The sequence below is a fragment of the Acinetobacter amyesii genome, from assembly GCF_002018365.1.
GTDB lineage: Bacteria > Pseudomonadota > Gammaproteobacteria > Pseudomonadales > Moraxellaceae > Acinetobacter > Acinetobacter amyesii.
Genome location: NZ_MVKX01000005.1, coordinates 205,424 through 229,754 on the forward strand (window position 1 = coordinate 205,424; position 24,331 = coordinate 229,754).

Genomic DNA, 24,331 nt, shown 5'->3' on the forward strand with positions numbered 1-24,331 from the left:
CTGAAATATGCGACATAATGTCGAGCATAAAATCTAAACGAAACTTTTACGCAAGGATAGTACGATGACACTGAGCTGTATTCAACAACCCCATGAACATTTGAATGCGAATTTGGACAATGGCGTACTGACCTTAGCCATTAACCGACCTCAGGCGAAGAACGCGCTGTATACAGAATTATATCTGTGGATTGCAAAGGCATTAGATGAAGCTGATCAGGATACTTCAGTGCGTGTAATTGTACTCCGTGGTCAAGATGCGGACTTCAGTGCGGGCAATGACATGCAAGATTTTATGAAATCTGCTGCTCAAAAAGGACAAGCTCCAGCTTCTGAAGGCGCACCGTTCATTTTATTAAAATCTGCTGCTCAATTTTCTAAGCCACTGATCGCTGCGGTTCGCGGTGTTGCCATTGGGATTGGTGTTACGATTCTGCTTCATTGCGATCTTGTCTACAGCGACAATACTGCCCTATTCCAAATTCCGTTTGTGAGCCTTGGTCTATCGCCTGAAGGTGCATCGAGCAAGCTATTGGTTCAACAAGCCGGCTACCATAAAGCCGCTGAATTACTGTTAACTGCTCAGAAGTTTGACAGTGCTACAGCGCTTTCAGCAAATTTGGTCAATAGCATTGAAGAAGATGCTTATGCGACTGCTGCGAAAAAAGCAGCACAGTTATCTGCACTACCACTCGCTTCTTTGGTTCAATCAAAAGCATTAATGAAACATAATGTAGATGAAATCGTGGCATGGATTGATCATGAAGCTGAGATTTTCATGGATCGAGTAGGTTCTCCAGAAATGATGGAAGCTGTTGCAGCCTTTATGCAAAAACGTAAACCTGACTTCTCTCAGTTCAATTAATGTTTTAATGGAACGTAAAAAACCACTCATATTTGGGTGGTTTTTTTCATCTCAGCCCCAATCTATTTTCTAAATTAAAAAACTGGATGTTTCCACATGACTGCAGCATCACAAACTGAAAATAAACCTGAAAAGAAACGCTACTACGAGCCAGCGCCTGAAGGCATCGATATCGAGAATTTTAAAAAAGTTGTACAAAGCCGTCGTTCTGTACGTAAGTTTACCGACAAGGCCATTCCAAACGACGTTTTAGATGAATGCTTAGACCTTGCCCTGCTTGCGCCAAACTCATCAAATTTACAACCGTGGACATTCTATGTAGTTCAAAACCCTGCAAAGAAAAAACAATTGGTGAAAGCTTGCTTAGGGCAATTGGCGGCAAAAACTGCTGCTGAATTGATTGTTTGTATCGCGCGTACTGACCGTGTAGATGAAATGGCAAAACGGAATATTTCGGAATTTCCATTTCCTGAAGCACCTGCAGCTGTGCAAAAGTATTACAAGTTTATTCCTTATAACTATAAAACAGGTTACTTCAACGCCTTAGGTAACTTTAAGAAAGTAGCTTTCAAAGTTGCACGTACACTGGATAAACAATTGCCTGTAACAGCATTTAATGCAGCCGATGCGAAACTTTGGGCGAGCAAAACTACAGCATTGGCTTGTGAAAACTTCGTTTTGGCTTTACGTGCTTATGGTTTTGACAGTTGTATGATGGAAGGTTTTGATGAACCTTTGGTGAAGAAGATTTTAGGATTAAATGCTCAGCAATACCCAGTGATGGTGATTGGTGCAGGTGAACGTGCTAAAGATGGTGTATTCTTCCCGCAGTATCGTTTTGACCGTGAGCTGTTTATTCAGAAGATATAATTTGCTTTCAAAAGAATAGTCACAACCGCAATTAGCTGCTTAACTTTAAATAATAGGTAAGTCCCTTCTCCCTTCAGGATGATGAGCATGCTCCGCAAGAGGATGAGGGGGCATAATCTGATAAATCCTCTCCCTAACCCTCTCCTTTAAAAGGAGAGGGAACTTTCATTATGAATTAAAAACTTACATCCACCATTTGAATAAACTCAAATGCCGGCTCTTCATAAGGATGACTTGCTTTTAAAGCCCTTGCGACCTCACTCGCCTTATCTTCAGGCACAATGGTTTCCACGCGCCATTCTGGAATTTGCTCCAACATATCCAACTCACCAATAAATGGATTTGCACCTTTTACAGGTTTAAACTGCCCTGTTCCAAGTACTTGCCAAGCGCAGTGTTCATAGTTGCCTATACCGCCTGCTCCAGCTTCAAAAACAGCCAGTTTAGTCGACTCTAGGTGAGACTCAGGTACATAATAAATCAGTTTTAACATTGGCTATTCCAGACGCTATTGTGCAGTCACATCATTTAAAGCACTGCAAATCATTTTTAATGCCACATTATTCGATGCATGCGGATAGGTTGCATATAAACCTAGTTTCGGTAAATCCACATCTGTTTGAATGACTTTGACCGAATCATTTAAAAACTTCAGTAAATACTCGGGCACAAAACTCAGCCCCATACCCATATTAATCAAATTTAAATGCTGCATGACATTGGTCACCCACAGCATGTGATCATGTTGTTGCTGATCAAAAGGAATCAAGGCATTTAAGGTATCGTAAAATACAGGGGAAGCATTTTGCTCACACATAATAATGGTGTGATTTTTTAATTCTTGAAGTTTTAAGATGCGATCTGATGGGTGCAGATGCGCTGCGCCAACTAGATAGATCTGCTCACTTAAAACCTGAATATTGGTAAAGTCGTCATGACTTAAGTGATAACGAGTAAAACTAATATCCAATTCGGTATTTTTCAGTTTTTGGATTTGCTCTGTACACGTCAAGCTATGTAAATGAATTTTCAAATCAGGGATATGTTGTTTTAATTGCGCCAAAATACTCGGCATAATTTTCAATTCTGCGACATTTAAAAAGCCAATATGTATCTGATTATTTTTGGCTTGCGCTACGTGTCGAGCTGCTGCTACAGCTTGTTTTGCATTTTCTAGTGCTTGCTCGGCATATTTCAGAAAAGCCTGCCCTTCATCGGTCAGTAAGACTTTGCGAGCAGAACGTTCAAATAATTGCACCCCAACCTCTTGCTCTAAGTCTTTAATTTGCTGACTGAGCGATGGTTGTGCTGTAAATAGTTTTTCCGCTGCCTTAGTGAAACTCTGTTCTTTCGCCACCGTCACAAAATAACGTAAATGTCGTAATTCCATTCGCTTCACTCCACACACTCACTACATCACCTGTGTCATGCAGTCAAAATACCAATAGATCTATAGTTTATATGAATATCCATTCTACTCGGAAAATCATTTGCCTAGACTGCGGACTATTCCAAGTTTGCGCTTCACATACACATGGAGTTTTGTATGACACAGCAATTCGATACCGATGTTCTCATTATTGGCACAGGGCCTGCAGGTTCTACTTTAGGTTTGGCCTTGGCAAATTACGGCATACAGGTTCAGCTTTTTACCCAATTTAATTGGTTAGCCAATAGTCCGCGTGCCCATATTACCAACCAACGTGCGATGGAAGTGTTACGTGACTTAGGTATAGAAGAACAGGTCAAAGAAATTGCAACGCCTTGGGAGCAGATGGGTGAAAGCCTGATTACCACAAGTTTAGTCGGTGAAGAAATAGCCCGTATGAGTGCTTGGGGCACTGGTGATGAACGTCATGGCGATTATATTAAAGGCAGTCCTTGTCCATTGGTCGATCTCATTCAGCCGAAAATGGAAGCTTTGTTAGTAAAAAATGCGGCTGAACGTGGTGCAATTTATAATTTTAATACTGAATATTTATCGCATATCCAAGATGAACATGGTGTAACAGCAACATTCCTTAATCGTATTACTCAAACTGAATTTAGCTTACGTGCCAAATATTTAATTGGTATGGATGGTGCTCGCTCTAAAGTGCTTGAAGAGCTTGATTTACCCCTCGAAGGGATCATGGCTCGTGCAGGAACGGTGTATGTGACTTTTAAAGCAGATCTCTCTCAATATGTGAAAAACCGCCCTGCTATTTTGCAATGGATTGTTAACCCTGAAGCGAGCTTTGGTGATTTGGGCATGGGCTTACTCCGTGCCATTACACCTTGGAATGAATGGATTATGGGTTGGGGCTTTGATATTTCCAAAGGCGAACCACAAGTCACCGAAGAGCAAGTTCGTTCGCGTTTAAATGCCTTTGTCGGTGCTGAAGTAGAAAATGTCGAAATTCAAAAATTGTCTTATTGGTATGTGAACCAAACATGGGCAACCGAATATTCAAAAGGTCGTGTATTCTGCGGCGGTGATGCGGTGCATCGTCATCCACCATCAAGTGGCTTAGGTTCAAATACCTGTATGCAAGATGCTTTTAACCTCGGTTGGAAATTGGCATATGCCATTAAAGGTTGGGCTGCTCCTACTCTACTTGAGTCCTATACCGCTGAGCGTGCGCCTGTCGGCAAGCAAATCGTGGCGCGTGCCAACCAATCTCGCTTTGACTATAAGCATCTCAAAGAGGTATTTGGTTTTGACCAAGGCATCACAACTCAAGCTCAAATGATGCAAAGAATTTTTGCGGAAGATGAACAAGCTGCAGAAATCCGTCAAAAGCTATATCAAGCCTTAGAAATTAAAAACTTTGAGTTTAATGCCCAAGGTGTAGAGTTGAATCAGCGCTATACATCCAATGCCATGATTGCTGAATCTGAGCCTGAGATCTTTGCCAAAGATCAACAGCTTTACTTGCAAGCAACCACGCGTCCGGGGGCTAAAGTTCCACATACTTGGATTATTGATGCCAAAGGCGATAAGCAATCGACTTTAGATATTACAGGGCATGGTCGTTTCACCCTACTGACAGGTCTTTCAGGAAAAGGTTGGAAATCTGCTGCTGAATCGTTGAATCTACCTTATTTAGATGTGATTCAAATTGGTTCACGTGAATACCGTGACGTTTATGGCACATGGAATGCTAAATCTGAAATTCATGAATCAGGCGCAGTCTTAGTCCGTCCAGATGGTTATGTCGCTTGGCGATACCAAGACAGTACTAATGCTGCTTTTGATTATGAAAATACATTGAAGGCTGTGTTAAAACAGATTCACTTGGCTGTTTAATAAAAAACCACCTTCGGGTGGTTTTTTTATAATTCAATTTTTTTCATTTCCCATGTTGAAAATAAAAAGACAGCCATTGTCCCTGCTAAATTCACAGCAAGTTCAGCATGTCTAGGAGATGGTTTAAAATTAACTTTTCCTTGTCCGTGTGCATCCCCAACTTTATTTCTTAACGCTCCTAAACCTTCAACAATTGAACTACAGCCTCCTAGAATTTGTTTAAAAATCTGCTCTGAATGCTGTGATGGGGACAAACTTAACTCTTTTGCAATTAATCTATAGAGCTGATTAATATCTGGACTATTTCCATAATCGATGTCTAGCTCATCAAGTATATGTTTACAAGTGGATTCTAAAAGTGTTCTTGAAAGAGTAATTGCACCTTCAGGATCAGATGCTCGTCTCTCCAAAGCTTTATGCCAAATGCTATGTATATAATCTGAATCTATTTTCTTTACAACACTAGTGACGAGTTTATCCGATGGAACTGAATTATCTAATTCTAATTTTTTTAATAACGGTTGAAAAGAATTCCATATAAAATCCCTTCGCTCCCCATAAGTTCTATATTCATATTTTATAAATTGCCAAAATTGCTGAAGATTTCTACAAGTTATTACATATTTTGGTAATAGGTTTTTTATATCTATTTCTTTTAATAAGTAGTATCTCAAAGTTTCATAATCACTAGAATTTTCACCACTTCCTATCGCATGAGCGATTAGTATGTTTTGAATTGTCTCTACTTTTATTAATTTTTCCTGATTATCCATCTTACATTTTATTCGCCTAATTTTAATAAATATATAATTTTATAGATAAAAAAACCACCTTACAGTGGTTTTAATTGTTCAAATATTACATCTGCAAAGCATAACCAAAAACTAAAAACACCAACTGCAAACACACCACTGCACCAAAAAGCTTCCAGCCCTTTTTACGCAGTGCAGACTTATCAACTGCCGAATATGCTACTGTTTTAATCATGTCATCACCTCATCATGAGTGTTGATACTGAACTCGTTTAGTTATCCATCTTTCTTTTATCTTGCTGTCTTTAATCTTGCATAGTTATTGTGCATAAATCACACACTAGCATGTTTCCACAAATATAAAAGCAAAATCTAAACCAAGTTCAGTGGGAGAAATAAAAATTTAATCCAACAAAAAACCACCCGCAGGTGGTTTAAAAAACGAAAGCGATTATATGTGTAAAAACAAGCATTCACAATAATTAATATATCTTTTGGTAAATTTTAACCATAAAAAAAGCCACCCGAAGGCGGCTCTTTTCTATGATTCATCTGTGTAAGATTAACCAATAAATTTACGTGCATTACGGAACATACGTAACCAAGCACCGTCTTGATCCCAATCTTCTGGTTTCCAAGAATGCTGAATCGCACGGAAGTTACGTTCAGGGTGCGGCATCATAATCGTTGCACGGCCGTCTTTAGATGTTACACCTGAAATCGCTTCTGGCGAACCATTCGGGTTCATTGGGTAATGCTGCGTTGGGTTGCCTTGGCTATCTACATAACGCAAGATCACTTGATCGCCAGCATTCAATGCTGCAATGTTTTCCGCGCTAGCAACTACACGGCCTTCACCATGAGCCACTGCGATAGGAAGAATCGAACCTTCCATATTTTCTAACAATACAGAGTTAGATTTTTCAACGCGTACGTTGACAGCACGTGCTTCAAACATCTCTGAAGTATTGCGGTGGAAACGAGGCCAAGCTTCTGCACCCGGAATTAATGGTGCAAGCTGAGACAGCATTTGACAGCCGTTACAAATACCTAGAGAGAATGTTTCGTCACGGTTGAAGAATTTCTCAAATTGGTCACGAAGTTTTGGATTGAACAATACAGATTTAGCCCAACCACCGCCTGCGCCCAATACGTCACCGTAAGAGAAACCGCCACACGCTACTAGACCTTCAAAGTCATCAAGACTGATACGGCCAGCAAGCAAGTCGCTCATGTGTACGTCTACAGTGTTGAAGCCAACTTTATCGAATGCAGCTGCCATTTCTACATGACCGTTTACACCTTGTTCACGCAGAATCACCATGTTTGGACGGCGTTCATTGATGTATGGCGCTTCGATTGGCTCGTTCAAATCAAATGTTGGTTTTGCAATTAAACCTGCATGTGATTTGTCAGCGATCAACGCATATTCTTGATCCGCAGTTTCTACGTTGTCACGCAGACGTTGGATTTGATGTGACACTTCAGTCCATGCTTGCTGTAATTCAGCACGGTCTAAGCTCAAACCATTTACAGTTAAAGTATCTGTATCGTTTACAGTACCTACAACTGCAATTGCATCTTTAAGGCTAGACGCTGCAACTTCAGCTTCTAATACAGCCCAATCCGCTTTGCTGATTTGTAGCACTGCACCAATTTCTTCTGCAAACAAGCTTGCAGTCGATTGATCTTCAAGTGCTGCACCTAGGCGTGAAGCGAACATCATTTCTGCAACAGTTGCCAAGAGACCGCCATCACCGATGTCATGGTAAGCCTTGATTAGACCACGGTTGTTCCAATCTTGAACCAATGCAAAGAATGCTTTGAAGTCATCGAAGCTGTCTACGTCAGGTGTTACAGAACCAATGGCTTTATAAACCTGAGCAAGGATCGAACCGCCTAGACGGAATTGACCTTTAGAAAGATCGATACGTACAAGTACAGACTCGATGTTTTTGAGTTCAGGTGTCAGTGTTTTGCGAACATCCGTCACAGGTGCAAATGCAGTGATCACACCTGACATTGGAGAAGTTACAGATTTGTCTTCGCCTTCGTCATTCCACGTTGTACGCATAGACAATGAGTCTTTACCTACTGGAATTGCGATACCTAATGCAGGACACATTTCCATACCGATGGCTTTAACACCTTCGAATAGCGCTTGGTCTTCACCTTGTTGACCTGCAGCAGCCATCCAGTTTGCAGACAATTTAATGTCGCTGATCTGGTCGATTTTTGCAGACATGATGTTTGAAATTGATTCTGCTACAGATAAACGTGCAGAAGCAGCAGGATTTAACAACGCAACTGGTGGACGTTCACCCATTGCCATTGCTTCACCTGTATAACCGACAAGGCTAGTCGTTGTTACCGCAGCATCCGCTACAGGCACTTGCCACTTACCGACGAACTGATCACGTGCAACCATACCTGTAATCGAACGGTCACCAATGGTGATTAAGAACGATTTAGATGCAACAGTTGGGTTCTTAAGCACGCGGTAAATCGCATCTTTCAAATCTGTTACTGTTTCAGCAGTGAAGTCATCGCCTTTACGTTCAATCGTTTCATATGAACGGCTCATACGCGGTGTACCGCCAAGCATTACCTGCATTGGCATATCCACAGCTTTGTTTTCAAACAGTGGATCATTTACTGTCAATTGACGCGCTTCAGTTGCTTCACCTAATACGGCGAATGGGCAACGTTCACGTGCACATAAAGATTCAAATAATTCTAATGAACTTGGACGAATCGCCAATACATAACGCTCTTGCGCTTCGTTCGACCAGATCTCCATTGGAGACATGCCTTTTTCCAATGATGGAATTTTACGAAGATCAAGAATTGCACCTAACTCATGATCATTCACAAGTTCAGGCATTGCATTTGAGATACCGCCCGCACCCACGTCATGTACAGATACGATTGGGTTATGGTCTTCCATACGCCAGCAGGCATCAATCACTTCTTGGCAACGGCGTTCCATTTCTGGGTTTTCACGCTGTACAGATGCGAAGTCTAAGTTTTCACCCAACTTACCGCTGTCTACAGAAGACGCAGCACCGCCGCCTAGACCGATCAGCATTGCAGGACCGCCAAGTACGATTAAAAGATCGCCCGGTTGGATTGCATCTTTTTCAACATGGTCAGGACGAATGTTACCGTAACCGCCAGCAATCATAATTGGCTTATGGAAGCCTTTTACGTCGCCATTTACATTTTGTTCAAATGTACGGAAGTAACCATTTAAAGCAGGACGACCGAATTCGTTGTTAAACGCTGCACCGCCCAATGGGCCTTCAATCATAATTTGAAGCGGAGATGCCATACGAGACGGCTTGCCATAGTTTTCTTCCCAAGGCTGTTCAAAGCCCGGAATGTTCAAGTTAGAAACAGTGAAACCTGTTAAACCTGCTTTTGGCTTACCGCCACGGCCTGTTGCGCCTTCATCACGGATTTCACCGCCTGAACCTGTCGCAGCACCCGCAAATGGCGCAATTGCTGTCGGATGGTTATGCGTTTCCACCTTCATTAAGATGTGAGCAGCTTGGCTCTTATATTTGTAAACGTGCTGACCTGTTTCTTCGTCTTTTTTCGGATAGAAACGTTGCGTGTCAAAGCCCACGATGACTGATGCGTTGTCTTTATATGCTGACAAAACGTCATCTGGAGATTCTTTATAAGTATTTTTAATCATTTGGAACAATGACAATGGCTGAACTTCGCCATCAATTGTCCATTCTGAACCAAAGATTTTATGACGGCAGTGTTCAGAGTTTGCTTGAGCAAACATCATCAACTCGATGTCATGCGGGTTACGGCCAAGCTTGTTAAACGCTGCAACTAAATAATCAATTTCTTCGTCAGATAGTGCAAAACCAAACTCAGAGTTTGCTTTCACTAAAGCGTCTTTGCCTTGACCTAAAATATCAATTGCATTTAACGGCTTTGGCTCAGTTTCAGAGAATAATGCAGTCGCTTCTTCAATTTGATTGAACACGCTTTCTGTCATGCGGTCATGCAATGCCAGTTTTACTTCATCAGAAACAGCATTTACGCCCTTCAAAGTAAATAAAACACCGCGTTCAAGGCGATGAACCGGTGTATTACAGTTGGCGAAAATGTCTGTTGCCTTCGACGACCACGGAGAGATTGTCCCAACGCGCGGCGTCACTAATATTTGGACTTCATCACTTGCTGGCTGGCGCAATTCAAAAGATTGACCATCATTAAGCAGCTGTAAAGCAGATTGCTGTTGCTGTTCGCTGAGCGCTTGGTCAAATAAATAGACCAATTGGCTTTCAATTTCTTGAACAGAACTAATCGAAGATAGACGTGTTAATAGTTGCGTTTTCTTAAAAGAAGAGTGTGCTGGTGCACCGGCCACGATAAACATGCTGATTTTGGCTCCACGGGCTGGTCTTTTGAACCAAGCCGCAATGTGACTTGAAGAGAGCGCATATTCTACTGTGTATTGCTGAAATCAGCTAGATGGGAAAAGCATTTTCTATCCGTGAATGACACAAGATTTTTTAAATTTTGTTTTTATTTTCAGTCAAAAAGATTGAATACAGCAGTGCAGCTTAGCACAAAATAAATTGTAAAAAACATTAATCGAAAATTAATATCAAATTTAGAATTTTGAAGCTTTCAAGTCTGCTTTACCAAGGGGTTTGAATCAGCGAATAGTCTAGCCAATGAATAGAATTTATCTACCCCCTACCTTAATACGAATATTTCTATACCTACATCGATACCCTTAAATAAAGTGTCAAGCTATGACGCGACCCACTATTACTTTAGTCACAAGTTTGGCATCATAGTTTTTAGTAAATAACTGAATAATGATAAATGACTCAAATGCGTTGGCTTGAACTGCTTTCTACAGTTCGTATTGGTAGTAATAAACATAGCTCTGAACAGGCTCGTAGCCCCTTCCACAAAGACTACGACCGCATTATTTTTTCGCAAAGCTTTCGACAATTAAACCGCAAGACCCAAGTCCATCCCCTAACCCAACATGATGGCATTCATACTCGCCTGACTCACTCTTTAGAAGTGTCTTGTATTGGACGTTCATTAGGGATGCTCGCGGCTGAAAAAATTAAAGATGAACTCCCGATGTGGATTTCACCTGCCGATGTTGGTGCAATTATTCAAGCTGCGTGCTTGGCACACGATATTGGCAATCCACCTTTTGGCCATGCAGGTGAATATGCCATTCGAGAATGGTTTGATGACGCATCGCATACCAACTTTTTACAGGACTTAAGCCCTGAAGAAGAAGCCGATGTGCGTCAGTTCGAAGGCAATGCCCAAGGTTTACGCCTACTAACTAAAATTGATTATCATCCGAATGATGGTGGTATGCGTTTAACCTATGCAACTTTAGGTGCATATTTAAAATACCCGTGGCTTTCAAAAACCATTGCATCGCAAGGCAATAAACCTGCGAGCCAACGGGCTAAATTTGGCTGCTATCAGGCAGAAAAAGAAATCTTGCAGCAAATTGCAGAGCAACTCGGTTTAATTCAACTGGGTGAATATCACTACTGTCGTCATCCGTTGACCTATTTGCTTGAAGCCGCAGATGACATTTGTTATGCCTTAATTGACCTTGAAGATGGCATTATCCTCAACATGTTGAACTATAACGAAGTTGAGCCAATTTTCCTTGATTTGGTCGGTGACTATGGCATACCTGCCGAATTGGTGATGACCGATACCACTTGGCAACAAAAAATAGCTGCATTACGTGGTCGTGTGATGAAACGTCTAGTCGAAGAAGTCACGACTGCCTTTGCCCGTCATCATCATGAAATTTTGTCAGGTCAACTCAAAGGCAGTTTATTGCAATATTGCAGTGAAGATATTGAGCGCGGAATTAACCGAGCAAAAGAATTAGCTCGCGATAAAATTTTTGAACATCCACAAAAAGCCGGCTTAGAGATTATTGCGCATCAAAGTCTACAAAATATTTTAGATGCCTTTATTCCTTTAACTACACCAAATAAAACCTTGAGTTTTAAAGAACAACGACTGATGTCCATTCTTCACCGTTCGGGGGCACATTTTGGGCCGTTTCATTATGAAAACATCATGCAAGTATTGGATATTATCTCTAAATTTTCAGACCATCAGGCGTATAACTTAGCGCAAGAACTTCAAGGTAATAAAGTTGGTTTCTTTTAAACCTGAAAAAATGTGAAGGCTAGTAATTCGCTGACCTTCACGCTAATCTCACAACAAATTGAAATTGAGCAAATAGCTCAGACTAAACTGAAATAAAGTGAATAAATGACATGATCGGATGTTTAATTGGCGAAGTGCTGGCATTGGAAGCACCAACAGTATTACTCAATGTAAATGGTGTGGGCTATGAAATTGACACCCCACTTTCTACATTTTGCCAACTACAAAAAGGTCAAAAAATTACACTGTGGACACATCTGGCTGTTCGTGAAGATGCACAACTGCTGTATGGATTTAGCAATGCTCAAGAAAAACTGATCTTCCGCACACTGTTAAAAGTTAACGGCGTAGGCCCTAAAATGGCACTGGGCATTTTGTCGACCTTAAGTGTTGAAATGCTAATTCATACGGTTGAACACGAAGATGTAAACACCTTAGTAAAAGTTCCGGGTGTAGGCAAAAAGACCGCTGAACGCCTCATGATTGAGTTACGTGATCGCTTTAAAGCCATGGCTTCAGGCACTGCACCAACCAATTCAACCGTTGAACAAATTCAATTTACAGGCAACTCTGCCGTTGCTGAAGCTGAGGCTGCTTTGCAGTCTTTAGGCTATAAACCTGCTGAAGCACAAAAATTAGTGAATGCTGCCAAAGGTGACTTTACTGAAGCCAGCGACATTATCCGTGCTGCATTAAAGTCGATGAATAAATAATTTGTAGTTTCTAATGAGCACTGCATACTTTGCCTTTTAGAGCTACAGACAGTATGTGAATCACGCAGGCGACAAGGATGTCGCCGTTAAACTGTGCTACAAGGACGTAGCATCAGTTTAACAAATGGGTTTTGTCACTTTTGCCCAGTCAAAAGTGAGAATCGCCTATACAATGGCATTTAAAGTTCAATCGCTTTTTGAGGCCGTGATTCTTCCACAACGATATAGAGATTAGTTAAATAATTATGCAAGACCGTCTTATCAGTGGTTCAGAAAAACCCGAAGACCACTTCGACCGCGCCATTCGCCCAACTTCCCTCGATGACTACATCGGGCAGCCTGTCGTCCGTGAACAAATGGAAATCTTTATCGGTGCTGCGCGTGGCCGTGAAGAAGCACTCGATCACACCTTAATTTTTGGCCCACCGGGTTTAGGAAAAACCACACTAGCCAATATTATTGCGCGTGAAATGGGTGGCAACTTAAAATCGACATCAGGCCCAGTCCTTGAGCGTGCAGGCGATTTGGCTGCGATGCTAACCAACCTCGAAGAAGGTGATGTTTTATTTATTGATGAGATTCATCGTCTTTCACCGGTCATCGAGGAAATTCTCTATCCAGCGATGGAGGATTACCAACTCGACATCATGATTGGTGAAGGCCCTGCTGCTCGTTCGATCAAACTGGATTTACCACCCTTTACCCTTGTGGCTGCGACGACTCGTGCAGGCCTACTGACCTCTCCTTTACGTGACCGTTTTGGTATCGTACAACGCTTAGAGTTTTATTCTGTCAAAGACTTAACGCATATTGTGACTCGATCTGCAAACTTGATGGATGTACCCATGACTGCCGAAGGTGCACAAGAAGTTGCACGCCGTGCTCGTGGGACACCTCGTATTGCAAACCGTTTATTACGCCGGGTCCGTGATTATGCGCAAGTCAAAGGCACGGGTGAAGTAACCCAAGAGATGGCTCAACGTGCTTTGGACATGCTGAATGTCGATAAAGATGGTTTAGATACGCTAGACCGCCGTTATTTATCGATGCTGCTTGAGCGTTTTGATGGTGGCCCTGCAGGTGTAGAAGCTCTAGCTGCTGCTATGGCAGAAGACTCAGGGACCCTAGAAGATGTGATCGAACCCTACCTCATTCAGCAAGGGTATATCATGCGTACTGCACGTGGACGTATTGCCACCAATGTGGCTTATTTACAGTTTGGGATGACGCCACCAGAGCCAAAAGATAAGTAAACAATAACTCACTGAACGACTTCAGGGAGTTAAATGCTCCCTGAAGTTTGTCCATAATTTTCTTCTAAAAAAACTCTCAAAATAAAAGTGATCTGTTGATGTAACTTTATAAACTCTTCAGTAAGTTTATTATGTATTTTTTCATCAGTCTCAGTTTCAGTCATTTTACATCCTAAAAGTTGAAGCTCTAATAATTTTAAAGACAGCTCATGTTGAGTTTGATCTAAAGCCTTTAAATACATGATTACTGAATAAGTCAATCTTCGAAATTCTTCTTTACAACTTAAAAACTCAATTTGATAATTTTTACTTTTTGGTAATAAAAAATAAGGTTTAGCGTAATAAAAGTTCTGAGTGTATAAAAATCTAAATCGATCTGCTTCTGCAATATATTGAACAATGTGAGCTCTAAACTCCTTTAACTCTTCTAATTTTTGAATAGCTCTTAATTCTTTTACTTTTAATTCACTCTGTGCATTTATTAAATTTACATTAGATTCTATTTGACTCTGTGTAGATCGCTTCACTATACAAATTGTGACGAAAAACGCAAAAACACTTATTAATGCCGAAACTAATATTGAAGCAGCTACAACCCAATCAGTTGAGTGATACAACTCTACTTTTATTAAGTCACTTTTAGTCTCTTGTAAAATATGTGATTGCAAATATTGTTGTTCTGACATCTTTCCTATATGTTTCTATAATAATTAACAATTAATATCATACTGATTTTATGAAAAAAAATACATTTAAAAACTATCTACAAGAATTTTTAACAAATTATTGTACTAAATTAAATTCAGCCTAAAACATTCTTCTTTGGTGTCTTGTGCCATTGGACTGATGACTCACGGTGCTAAACTGCCCGTCATTGAAGCACTTGACGAATCATTGAATTATCGCCATTTTTAAATGCACTAATTCTTTGCTGAAGTGCAGACCAATATTTTTCAGATTTTATAAAGACGGAACACTCTCATGGCGAATAAATTCGAATTCAACATTCGTGTATATATTGAAGATACAGATGCAGGTGGCATTGTTTACCACGCAAATCATATTCGCTTTATGGAACGTACCCGCACAGAATGGCTACGCGCTTCAGGTGTAGACCATTATTGGCATCAAAAAGATTACAACTTTGTCGTTCATAAAATTAATGTGAAATATTCACGTCCTATATTAATGGATGACCTGATTACTGTTACAGCAAGTGTAGTTTCGTGTAAGGCTACGTCATTTGTGTTGCAACAAAATATTTATCGTGGTGATATTATGCTGGCATCAGGTGAGGTAGAATTGGCATGTATCAGTGCAGAGATGAAACCCCGTCGCCTTCCTGATGAAATACGTGAACTGATTCTGAAAGAATTGGAACAAGATTAAAAAAATTATTTGGCACATGTAGTAACTATGGCAACTCAACTAGAATCAACACTCAAAGTTTCAGACCTCATCTTACAAGCAAGTCCTGTCGTACAACTGGTAATGCTCCTGCTGCTCTTAGCTTCGTTATTCAGTTGGTATCTGATTGCCAAGTTACACATGAGTTATAAAAAAGCGCAGGCTGACGATGAACATTTCCAAAAAATCTTTTGGTCTGGCGCCGAACTCAACACTTTATACAACAATGCTCAGCTCAACTCGAAACGTGTTGGCCTTGAAGATGTTTTCTATCAAGGTTTAGGCGAGTTTTTCAAACTTAAAAAACGTCATGCCAGCGCAGAACAATCAATTGAAGGTACAGAACGTATTCTTCGCGTGGGTTTAAGCCGTGACCAAGGACATTTAGAAAATGGTTTAGGCGCGCTTGCGAGTATTGGCTCGGTTGCACCCTATGTCGGTTTATTCGGTACTGTTTGGGGCATTATGAACGCCTTTATTGGTTTAGCAGATGTTGACCAAGTCACCCTTGCTACGGTTGCTCCTGGTATTGCAGAGGCATTGATTGCAACTGCCATTGGTCTTTTTGCGGCAATTCCTGCTGTACTTGCATTTAACCATTTCACAGCCAAAGGTGAAGCCGTTTATAACGATCGTGCTCTTTTTGCCGAAGAAATGGTTGCGTTATTACAACGTCAGTCTGTAGGTTCAACTCAGGACAATGACTAATGGCTATTCAACGTTCTGGACGCTTTGAGCGCATCAAAAAACCATTAAAAAGTGACATGAACGTCGTACCTTATATTGATGTCATGTTAGTTCTTTTGGTGATTTTCATGGTCACTGCACCTATGATCACCACAGGTGTCAAAGTTGACTTACCACAGGCGAATGGCACGCCTATGCAAGCGGAAGATCGCCCTGCGATTGTTACACTTGAGGCGGATGGTACGATCAAACTCGAAGATAAAAATCATCAGAATGATGTACTCACACTCGATGAACTAAAATCTGTTTTAACTGCTTCGCAAAATGAAGCCAACGAACAGAAAAAGCAAATGAGTGTCCTGATTAACGGCAGTGAATCTCGTCCTTATGGTGAAGTCATGAAACTCATGTCTGCCCTTCAAGATGCAGGTTTAACACAAGTAGGTTTACTGACTGAGCCATTAAAATAATTTATGAAAGATTTCAACAAGCCGCCTTTTAAACAAAAAGCCGTTGCGATTGGTTTCACACTAGGTGTGCATATCGTCGCTGTGGTTGGCTTACTTTATCTTGGCATGAGTAAACCACCTGAGCCCCCTAAAAAAATAACCACTGTTTTGGTAAAACCGGAAGATTTAAAACCTGTAACACGTGAAGTCACAGAGTTTGATGAAACCGCGCATGAAAATGTAGCTGAACATATCACACAAACTGCAGAACCTAGCGTTGAACCAGCACCCGAGATTCCAACGGCTGCACCGCCTAAGCCAGCAGAACCACCTAAGGCAGATCCACAGATTGCTGCTCAACAGGCACTCGCTGCGGCAAAAGCACAACAGCTTGCTGAACAAAAAGCTGCGGACAATGCAAAGCGTGCTCAAGAACAAGCTAAAGCGGCTGAAGCTGCCAAACTAAAAGCGCAACAAGAAGCCAAAGCAGATGCGGCTAAAGCAAAAGCAGATGCCACGGCGAAAGCCAATGCTGACGCAGCCAAACGAAAAGCAGATGCTGATGCCAAAGCCAAGGCTGAAAAAATCCGTGCCGATGCATTAAGAAAAGCAGAAGCTGACAAAGCCAAAGCTACAGCAACGGCTAAAGCCAATGCTGATGCAAAAGCCAAGGCCAATGCGGAAGCTGCAAAACGTAAAGCAGATGCAGACGCGAAAGCTAAGGCCAATGCAGATGCGGCGAAACGTAAAGCTGATGCCGATGCAAAAGCTAAGGCCAATGCAGATGCGGCAAAACGTAAAGCAGACGCTGATGCGAAAGCTAAAGCCAATGCAGAAGCTGCAAAACGTAAAGCTGATGCTGATGCAAAAGCTAAGGCCAATGCGGAAGCTGCAAAACGTAAAGCTGATGCTGATGCAAAAGCTAAGGCCAATGCGGAAGCTGCAAAACTTAAAGCTGATGCTGATGCAAAAGCCAAGGCAGATGCAAAGGCTAAAGCCGATGCCGAAGCACGCGAACGTGCAGCCGAAGAAGCCAAAGCTTCATCTGCAAAAAAAGCAGCTGAAGAGGCAGCACAGAAAAAAGCTGAAGCGAAGAAAATTGCGTCAACAGCAAAACGTGATTTTGAAAATAGGATTAAGCGTGCGTGGGATACGCCTTCTGACTCTGCAGGTAAAACGGCGACTGCTCGCGTTACCCTTACTGAAAGTGGTTCAGTTCGGTCAGTGATTGTGAACTCTAGTGATCCTGATATGAAAGCCAGTATTGAGGCTGCTATTCGAGCTGCTGCACCATACCCAATGCCGAGTGACCCAGATGCAAAACGTGAAGCTCAAAGTTTTACGTCCACCTTCAAGTCATCACGTTAATTTTTAAATCCCTGCAAACCTTGTGGGGATTTTTTTGTGCTTAAGCAATGAATCACCCCATACCAATTTTTCTTATCTTCAAAAGATCAAGTTTCATCGCTGGTATGATGTTTATTTTTAATCTTCTACATCCATCCCCCAGTTACACCCTTTCCTAAAATGAATACTCAATCGATTGCACGTGCATGTTTCAATACTTGAGCTTTTATGAAGCTCTAGCCCCGACAAATTGATCCCTTTTTGTCTTCGTTCTATATAACTCCGTGTATGTGGGACTCAGCAACATCAAGTATTACTAAAATTTTCTAAACACTTGATTCAAAAATAGAATCCTAGAACTAAAGAATTATCATTTTCATTCCAAAATGTGATGTTGTGTTCATCATTTTTAAGCTAGACTTGACGAAACTCGGATAAAATCTCTGCATTTTTCACAGTGTTATAACAGTTCAGTCATATTTTCATGCTTTTAATATCTCAAAATCATGCCATTATGTGACACAACCAAATACAGACAATAACTCACATTTTTAGAGTAATTAGCGAATGATGGAAATGACGCGTAAACATCTTCTTTGCTTAGCCGTATTCACTGCTTTGAGCCCAGTTTTAGTGACTCAAACGCATGCGCAGCTTCACCTCGAAATCACTAAAGCTCCTGAAGAAGCACCTAAAATTGCGATCGTGCCTTTTAGTAATGACTCAAATATTTATCCAGTGGTTGAAAATGACTTGAACCGCTCAGGTAAATTTACCAGCGCCTCTAAAAACTTACCTGCAACTGCAACAATAAATTCGCCTAATGCAGATGCATGGAAAGCTGCGGGCGTACCCTATGTCGTGACAGGTACATCAAAAACAACGGCAGATGGCTCTTATGAAATTCACTACCAACTGTATGATGTTGAAAAAAAACAATACCTGTTAAATGAACTACTCACTGTACCTGCTTCACGTTACCGTCAAGCAGCGCATATGATCAGTGATGCAATATATCAAGCTTTAACTGGCATTCCAGGTGACTTCAGCGGCCGTATTGCCTATGTATTGCGTAATGCAGCAACACCAGATCAGCGCTATACCCTACAAATTGCAGATACGGATGGTGAACAACCCCGTACCATTTTGACTTCACGAGATCCAATCCTGTCCCCTGCGTGGACGCCTGATGCGAAAAAGCTAGCCTATGTTTCTTTTGAAACCAAGCGCCCTGCAATTTACATCCAAGACTTAGCAAGTGGTAACCGTGAAAAAGTAGCAAGTTTCCGTGGTCTGAATGGTGCACCAAGCTTCTCACCTGATGGTAAATCGATGTTGTTTACCGCATCTATGCATGGCAATCCTGAAATCTATCAAATGGATTTACAGACTCGCCAATTAAAACGCATGACCAATGACACAGCGATTGATACAGAAGCACGTTATGCCCCTGACGGTAAATCCTTTATTTTTACCTCTGACCGTGGTGGCTCTCCACAAATTTATACCTACAACTTAAGTGCTGAAAGTGTCAAACGTTTGACTTTCCGTGGCGCTTTCAATGCACGTGGTACGTTAAGTGCGGACGGTAAAAAATTAGCTTTGGTACATCGTCCTAGCGGTAGTAACTATAAAGTTGCGGTTCAAGACATTGGTTCTGGTGTAACCAATATTTTAACGCCAACAAGTTTAGATGAATCCCCAAGCTTCTCACCAAATGGTCAAATGGTGGTGTATGCAACACGTGAAGCAAACCGTGGTTTGCTTTCGATCATGTCTTTAGATGGTCGTTTCCGCATGAATTTACCAAGTGAACAAGGTGAAGTTCGTGAACCAGCTTGGGCACCGAAATAAACACTGCATGATTTATTCAACAATAACTTTTTAATGAAACATCATAAATAACCGTCATGGAGATCAATATGAACGCGATGAAACTGATTGCACTACCTGTTTTAGCTACAGCATTAGTAATGACTGGTTGTGCCAGCCGTAAACCTGCAGCAGACGTACAAGCAGGACAAAACCCAAATGGCTCAACCACTGTAAACACTTCAGGTTTAAGTGAAGATGCCGCACTCAATGCACAAAACCTTGCAGGTGCATCATCTAAAGGTGTAACTGAAGCGAATAAAGCATTTTTAGCGAAGCGCGTAGTACACTTTGACTACGACAGTACAGAGCTTAGCAATGAAGACTTACAAACCCTTCAAGCTCACGCTCAGTTCCTAGTTGCTAATGCTAACTCACGCGTGGCTTTAACAGGTCACACCGATGAACGTGGTACTCGTGAATACAACATGGCACTTGGTGAACGTCGTGCCAAAGCTGTTGAAAGCTTCCTGATTACAACAGGTGTAAGCCCTAACCAGCTTGAAGCAGTCAGCTATGGTAAAGAAATGCCAATCAATGCGGGTCATGATGAAAATGCATGGAAAGAAAACCGCCGTGTAGAAATAAACTACGAAGCTGTTCCTCCGCTACTTAAATAAGACTTGAAAAAGTCTGAGCTAAAAAAAAGCACTCATTGATGAGTGCTTTTTTATTTAACCGGTATCATTTTATTTATATCGTTTCATTTGCATCGTTCTGTGCTTTAACTCATTTTAGCCCTTTAACTCAGGATAAATTCGATTAGCGGCTTTAGAACTTTAAGAAAATATCCAATTAAAAATACAAGTGAACGACTTTAAAAACGAGATCCTTAGCTTTACCAACTAGAAAATTAGCTTAACAATCCAAATCATTACGCTTCTGCTTCTGGATGTTCAGCATTTTCTTTTTCTGTTTGCATCGACTCAATGAGGTCATGTTTATTGAACTTTTTATACTCTGCTTTTGCTTCGTAACTGCTCCATGCAGCTTTTACGGTATCCGCAGAAATATCGTCTAAATTCAATCCCTCAGTTGCAGTCGGAGTCGCATCAAATTTTTGTGTGGTCATTGTTGTGCTCCCTGTCTTTCGATTTATACATTAGATTCAACATAGCATGTTATTCAGGACTTGCAAGGGTAAAATCACGACAAATAGTCTAGTTTAATTTTTCTTTTCCTTCGTTCTCATCTAAAATGTTGCACAATCACATTTTATCATTTTTGATAAATTAATATTTGGAGTTTTCCGGTTATGTCAAATCTCACCCTTTCCCAATTTCTACAACAACAAAGTGGTAATCTTACTCCTGCATTAGCACAAGTTATTGAAACAATTGGTAATACATGCAAAGACATCGACCTTCTTTTACAAAAAGGTGCTTTGGCTGGTGTATTGGGTAGCGCGCAACACGAAAACGTTCAAGGTGAAGAACAAAAAAAACTTGATGTCATTTCAAATGATTACCTCATCGATGCATTAAAAGTTCATCCACATGTCGGCGGTTTGGCATCTGAAGAATTAGATGAATTCACACCAGCTCAAGAAAATGGCGATTATCTTGTCTTGTTCGACCCATTAGATGGTTCAAGCAACATCGATATCAACATGTGTGTTGGCACAATTTTCTCAATTCTTCCTGCAAAAAATGCGGTAACGCAAGCTGAAGATTTCATACAAGCGGGTGTTAACCAAGCGGCTGCAGGTTATGTATTGTATGGCCCATCAACAATGATGGCTCTAACTGTCGGTGCTGGCGTAGTCTTCTTTACTTTTGATCCAGAAAGCAAAGAATTCTTATTAACTAAAGATGCGATTGCGGTTGCAGCAGACACTAAAGAATATGCAATTAATGCATCGAACCAACGTCACTGGGAAGAACCTGTAAAACGTTATATTGACGAACTTCTTGCAGGTAAAACTGGCCCGCGTGAAAAAGACTTCAATATGCGTTGGGTCGCATGTATGGTGGGTGATATTCATCGTATTCTTTGCCGTAGCGGTATCTTCATGTATCCATACGACTTCAAAGATCCGAAAAAAGCAGGCCGTCTACGTTTAATGTATGAAGCAAACCCAATGAGTATGTTGATGGAACAAGCTGGCGGTGCTTCTACAACAGGCCGTGTCCGCATTCTAGACATCCAACCTACAGAACTTCATCAACGTGTTCCTGTGATTATTGGTTCTAAAAACGAAGTTGACCTAGTTACGTCATACCATAATTAATTTCTTATAACGAAAGTCAGTATTTTTGCTGACTTTCGTGGATATCTCCCTCATGGCTCTGATTTATCTCGAATCAAAAGACAACCCGAAAATTAAGCACCTACGCGGCTTAATCGAACAAAATGCCTACCGTAAAAAACAAGGTCAAACTGTTTTGGAAGGCACACACTTGGTGTTGTCATGGTTAGACTCAAAACGTCCAATCAAATCGATTTTCACCACTGAACAAGCAATTAACCATGCTGATTTCGACCGCATTGCGGAACAATATCAAGGTGCGGTGTTCATTCTAAGTGAATCTTTATACAAAGATATCAGTACACTTGGAACATCTATTGCTTGCTTAGCGATTGTGGATTTACCAAGTTCAAGTGAAGCGCTTAACTTCAGTGAAGACACCTTAATTTTAGACAACATTCAAGACCCAGGAAATGTAGGTACCCTACTCCGTTCTGCTGCCGCTGCAGGTATTGAGCAAGTCGTTTGTACCAAAGGCTCTGCATCACTCTGGTCACCGCGTGTATTACGCGCAGGTATGGGCGCACATTTTTCATTAAATACCTTTGAAAATATTGCCCTCGAAGATATTTTGACTAAATTCAAAATTCCAGTGTATGCAACAAGCTCTCATCAGTCTGAAAACCTGTATAGCAAAAATTTGCGCCAACAATGTGTGTGGATTTTAGGCAATGAAGGTCAAGGTGTTTCTGAGTATGCATTACAGCATGCAGAAGCCGTTGCGATTCCTCAACCGGGTGGTCAAGAATCGTTAAACGTAGCCATTGCTGGCTCGATCTGTTTTTTTGAAATGGTACGTCAGCGTCAGTAAAATCGTTATTTTATTGTATTTAGCGCTTAAGCCCGAAAAAAATAGACTACACTAGAAAAAATAATAATTCTTTTTGTCAACCTAACCGTTATTTCCATCGTTATTTGTATATGAATATGGAAATAATGGTGGGTATCCGATGACAGGATTTTCCATCTCTATGGATTTAGCACCCAAAAAGTCCGAGACGCAAGACAGCAGTGTTTTAAAAAGCACGGCTGAGTCTCGCCTGAAAAACTTCATGAATGAAGTGACGGGGCGTGCTTTAGTAATGATGGAAAGTGCAACGCACAGTCAACATGGCATTGCCATGGACTTGGTGCAAGAAGCCTTTATTTCCTTACATAAAGCTTATGCTGAAAAGTCCACAGAGGAATGGTATCCCCTGTTTTACACCATTTTAAATAACAAGCTGCAAGACTGGCGTCGAAAAGAAGCACGTCGTTCGCAGCCGTTTTCCTTATTTAGAAAAGTCAGCCTAGATGACGACGATGTCGAGATACAGGATGTGGTAGATGAATCTACACCAAACCCTTTCGACTTTCTGGATCAGGCTGTCACTGCAGAGGAAATACAAGATGCTATCGCAGAACTTCCAGTCCGCCAGCAACAAGCATTTATGTTGCGAGCTTGGGAAGGCTTTGATACGCATACAACTGCAGAAATTATGAATTGTTCCGAAGGCAGTGTGAAAACACATTACCACCGTGCCATTCAAGGTTTACGTACCGCTTTGGCACATTTGAATCCACATATGGGAGGATCATCCGAATGAAACAAGATGATTTCTTAAAGCAAGTAACTTCCAAACTTGATGGACTCGCACAGCACCATAAAGACAAAGCAACTGTCATGAATAACGTGCTTGAAGATATTCATCAGCGCGAAACTTCACGTTATGGTTTCTGGAAAATGTCTGGCTTTGCACTTGCAGCAGCAATTGCAGGTTTTGTCATTTTACCGAATGCGACTGTACTGGATGACAAACCACAAAATCAGGTGATTTCAACCCCTAAGCTCTCCCCTCAAATGGTGGAAGATCTTGAAATGTTGATGGTTCTGGGTGAGGACAAAGTTCCACATGGCAGCTAAAAAATTAGCAATTGCATTCTGTGCTTTTAGTTTTTTGCAAACCAGTTTTGCTGGCTTTGATCGCTTTTGGATTTTTTCAAAAGATGCAGATACCCAAGTCAATGAAACTTGGGATTCGCTATCTGAAGCAGAACAACAGGCTTTAATTAAAAAGTATCAGGCACTCAAAGAGATCCCTGCAGATCAACGTGTCAGCTTGCAACAGCGCATGGATTGGTTCACCCAACTTCCAGACAGTGAAAAGCAGCGTATGCGCGAAACGTGGCAAAAAATGAGTACTTTAGAACGTAAAGAACTCGCGACACGTATGCAAAAAGCTAGTCCTGATGAACGACCTGCTATTCGCGATGAGTATATCAATAAATACTTACAACCTATCGCTGTCGTTCACTAATCAAAAACAACAGTGTTGTGAAAAATCAAATCAATTACATTAGTTAAGCCATAAAAAAAGCCTCTTATCGAGGCTTTTTTTATTGTC

24 protein-coding genes are annotated in these 24,331 nt (G+C 41.2%); 17 read left to right on the plus strand and 7 right to left on the minus strand.

Translation table 11 applies throughout. The features are described 5' to 3' along the window. Positions 1-64: 64 nt before the first annotated feature. Together B1202_RS09500 and B1202_RS09505 are read left to right on the plus strand one after the other, a co-directional pair. Entirely contained in the window at positions 65-865 is an 801-nt protein-coding gene (locus B1202_RS09500) for an enoyl-CoA hydratase-related protein (protein ID WP_078190356.1), read from the plus strand. A gap of 96 nt (positions 866-961) precedes the next feature. Then, complete coding sequence (locus B1202_RS09505; protein ID WP_078190357.1) at positions 962-1,735, plus strand: nitroreductase family protein; 774 nt, start codon at positions 962-964, stop codon at positions 1,733-1,735. A gap of 175 nt (positions 1,736-1,910) precedes the next feature. Here the strand turns inward: B1202_RS09505 and B1202_RS09510 are convergent, their stop codons facing one another. Both B1202_RS09510 and B1202_RS09515 read right to left on the minus strand, forming a co-directional pair. Then, positions 1,911-2,228 (minus strand): YqfO family protein, encoded by a 318-nt coding sequence (locus B1202_RS09510; RefSeq protein ID WP_078190358.1) that lies wholly within the window; start codon positions 2,226-2,228, stop codon positions 1,911-1,913. Between the two features lie 15 nt (positions 2,229-2,243). Then, positions 2,244-3,125: a LysR family transcriptional regulator gene (locus tag B1202_RS09515; protein WP_078190359.1), complete on the minus strand. Its 882-nt coding sequence runs from the start codon at positions 3,123-3,125 to the stop codon at positions 2,244-2,246. Positions 3,126-3,281: 156 nt separating this feature from the next. On the opposite strand from B1202_RS09515, the gene B1202_RS09520 reads away from it, so the two are divergent. Beyond that, complete coding sequence (locus B1202_RS09520; protein WP_078190360.1) at positions 3,282-5,024, plus strand: FAD-dependent monooxygenase; 1,743 nt, start codon at positions 3,282-3,284, stop codon at positions 5,022-5,024. A 26-nt stretch (positions 5,025-5,050) separates the two neighbouring features. Here the strand turns inward: B1202_RS09520 and B1202_RS09525 are convergent, their stop codons facing one another. From B1202_RS09525 to purL, 3 genes are all read right to left on the minus strand, one after another. Further along, positions 5,051-5,797, minus strand: a complete 747-nt coding sequence (locus B1202_RS09525) for an abortive infection family protein (RefSeq protein WP_078190361.1) — start codon at positions 5,795-5,797, stop codon at positions 5,051-5,053. 85 nt (positions 5,798-5,882) lie between these two features. Next, a complete protein-coding gene (locus B1202_RS16705) occupies positions 5,883-6,011 on the minus strand; it encodes a KGW motif small protein (RefSeq protein ID WP_265733746.1) in 129 nt (42 codons plus the stop codon). Between the two features lie 327 nt (positions 6,012-6,338). Beyond that, on the minus strand, positions 6,339-10,175 hold the full coding sequence (gene purL, locus B1202_RS09530) for a phosphoribosylformylglycinamidine synthase (protein WP_078190362.1): 3,837 nt from the start codon (positions 10,173-10,175) through the stop codon (positions 6,339-6,341). Between the two features lie 455 nt (positions 10,176-10,630). On the opposite strand from purL, the gene B1202_RS09535 reads away from it, so the two are divergent. From B1202_RS09535 to ruvB, 3 genes are all read left to right on the plus strand, one after another. Beyond that, positions 10,631-11,971 (plus strand): deoxyguanosinetriphosphate triphosphohydrolase, encoded by a 1,341-nt coding sequence (locus B1202_RS09535; protein ID WP_078190363.1) that lies wholly within the window; start codon positions 10,631-10,633, stop codon positions 11,969-11,971. Positions 11,972-12,081: 110 nt separating this feature from the next. Beyond that, the gene (gene ruvA, locus B1202_RS09540; RefSeq protein WP_078190364.1) at positions 12,082-12,684 is read left to right on the plus strand and encodes a Holliday junction branch migration protein RuvA; all 603 of its coding nucleotides are present in this window, start codon (positions 12,082-12,084) and stop codon (positions 12,682-12,684) included. Positions 12,685-12,929: 245 nt separating this feature from the next. Then, entirely contained in the window at positions 12,930-13,937 is a 1,008-nt protein-coding gene (gene ruvB, locus B1202_RS09545) for a Holliday junction branch migration DNA helicase RuvB (RefSeq protein WP_078190365.1), read from the plus strand. A 29-nt stretch (positions 13,938-13,966) separates the two neighbouring features. Here the strand turns inward: ruvB and B1202_RS09550 are convergent, their stop codons facing one another. After that, positions 13,967-14,623 (minus strand): hypothetical protein, encoded by a 657-nt coding sequence (locus tag B1202_RS09550; protein WP_078190366.1) that lies wholly within the window; start codon positions 14,621-14,623, stop codon positions 13,967-13,969. A 295-nt stretch (positions 14,624-14,918) separates the two neighbouring features. On the opposite strand from B1202_RS09550, the gene ybgC reads away from it, so the two are divergent. The 6 genes from ybgC to pal all read left to right on the plus strand — a co-directional run bounded on the left by ybgC (position 14,919) and on the right by pal (position 20,319). Beyond that, entirely contained in the window at positions 14,919-15,326 is a 408-nt protein-coding gene (gene ybgC / locus B1202_RS09555) for a tol-pal system-associated acyl-CoA thioesterase (protein WP_078190367.1), read from the plus strand. Between the two features lie 27 nt (positions 15,327-15,353). Further along, complete coding sequence (gene tolQ / locus B1202_RS09560) at positions 15,354-16,052, plus strand: protein TolQ (protein ID WP_078190368.1); 699 nt, start codon at positions 15,354-15,356, stop codon at positions 16,050-16,052. Next, complete coding sequence (tolR, locus tag B1202_RS09565) at positions 16,052-16,501, plus strand: protein TolR (RefSeq protein ID WP_078190369.1); 450 nt, start codon at positions 16,052-16,054, stop codon at positions 16,499-16,501. The genes tolQ and tolR overlap by 1 nt, the downstream gene beginning before the upstream one ends. Before the next feature lie 3 nt (positions 16,502-16,504). Further along, positions 16,505-17,848 carry a cell envelope integrity protein TolA gene (tolA, locus tag B1202_RS09570; protein ID WP_078190370.1) on the plus strand — a complete coding sequence of 448 codons (1,344 nt, stop codon included), beginning with the start codon at positions 16,505-16,507 and terminating at the stop codon, positions 17,846-17,848. A 549-nt stretch (positions 17,849-18,397) separates the two neighbouring features. Next, the gene (gene tolB, locus B1202_RS09575; protein WP_171262634.1) at positions 18,398-19,681 is read left to right on the plus strand and encodes a Tol-Pal system beta propeller repeat protein TolB; all 1,284 of its coding nucleotides are present in this window, start codon (positions 18,398-18,400) and stop codon (positions 19,679-19,681) included. Between the two features lie 68 nt (positions 19,682-19,749). Beyond that, positions 19,750-20,319, plus strand: coding sequence for a peptidoglycan-associated lipoprotein Pal (gene pal, locus B1202_RS09580; protein WP_078190372.1), 570 nt, complete (start codon positions 19,750-19,752; stop codon positions 20,317-20,319). 254 nt (positions 20,320-20,573) lie between these two features. Here the strand turns inward: pal and B1202_RS09585 are convergent, their stop codons facing one another. Next, a complete protein-coding gene (locus B1202_RS09585) occupies positions 20,574-20,771 on the minus strand; it encodes an NF038105 family protein (protein WP_078190373.1) in 198 nt (65 codons plus the stop codon). 183 nt (positions 20,772-20,954) lie between these two features. On the opposite strand from B1202_RS09585, the gene B1202_RS09590 reads away from it, so the two are divergent. The 5 genes from B1202_RS09590 (at position 20,955) to B1202_RS09610 (ending at position 24,244) form a co-directional block, all read left to right on the plus strand. After that, positions 20,955-21,929, plus strand: coding sequence for a class 1 fructose-bisphosphatase (locus tag B1202_RS09590; protein ID WP_078190374.1), 975 nt, complete (start codon positions 20,955-20,957; stop codon positions 21,927-21,929). 52 nt (positions 21,930-21,981) lie between these two features. Next, positions 21,982-22,758 carry a TrmH family RNA methyltransferase gene (locus tag B1202_RS09595; protein ID WP_078190375.1) on the plus strand — a complete coding sequence of 259 codons (777 nt, stop codon included), beginning with the start codon at positions 21,982-21,984 and terminating at the stop codon, positions 22,756-22,758. Positions 22,759-22,918: 160 nt separating this feature from the next. Beyond that, complete coding sequence (locus B1202_RS09600) at positions 22,919-23,533, plus strand: RNA polymerase sigma factor (protein WP_078190376.1); 615 nt, start codon at positions 22,919-22,921, stop codon at positions 23,531-23,533. After that, the gene (locus tag B1202_RS09605; RefSeq protein ID WP_078190377.1) at positions 23,530-23,850 is read left to right on the plus strand and encodes a hypothetical protein; all 321 of its coding nucleotides are present in this window, start codon (positions 23,530-23,532) and stop codon (positions 23,848-23,850) included. The genes B1202_RS09600 and B1202_RS09605 overlap by 4 nt, the downstream gene beginning before the upstream one ends. Further along, positions 23,840-24,244 (plus strand): DUF3106 domain-containing protein, encoded by a 405-nt coding sequence (locus B1202_RS09610; protein ID WP_078190378.1) that lies wholly within the window; start codon positions 23,840-23,842, stop codon positions 24,242-24,244. Before B1202_RS09605 ends, B1202_RS09610 begins: the two co-directional genes overlap by 11 nt. Positions 24,245-24,331 lie beyond the last annotated feature (87 nt).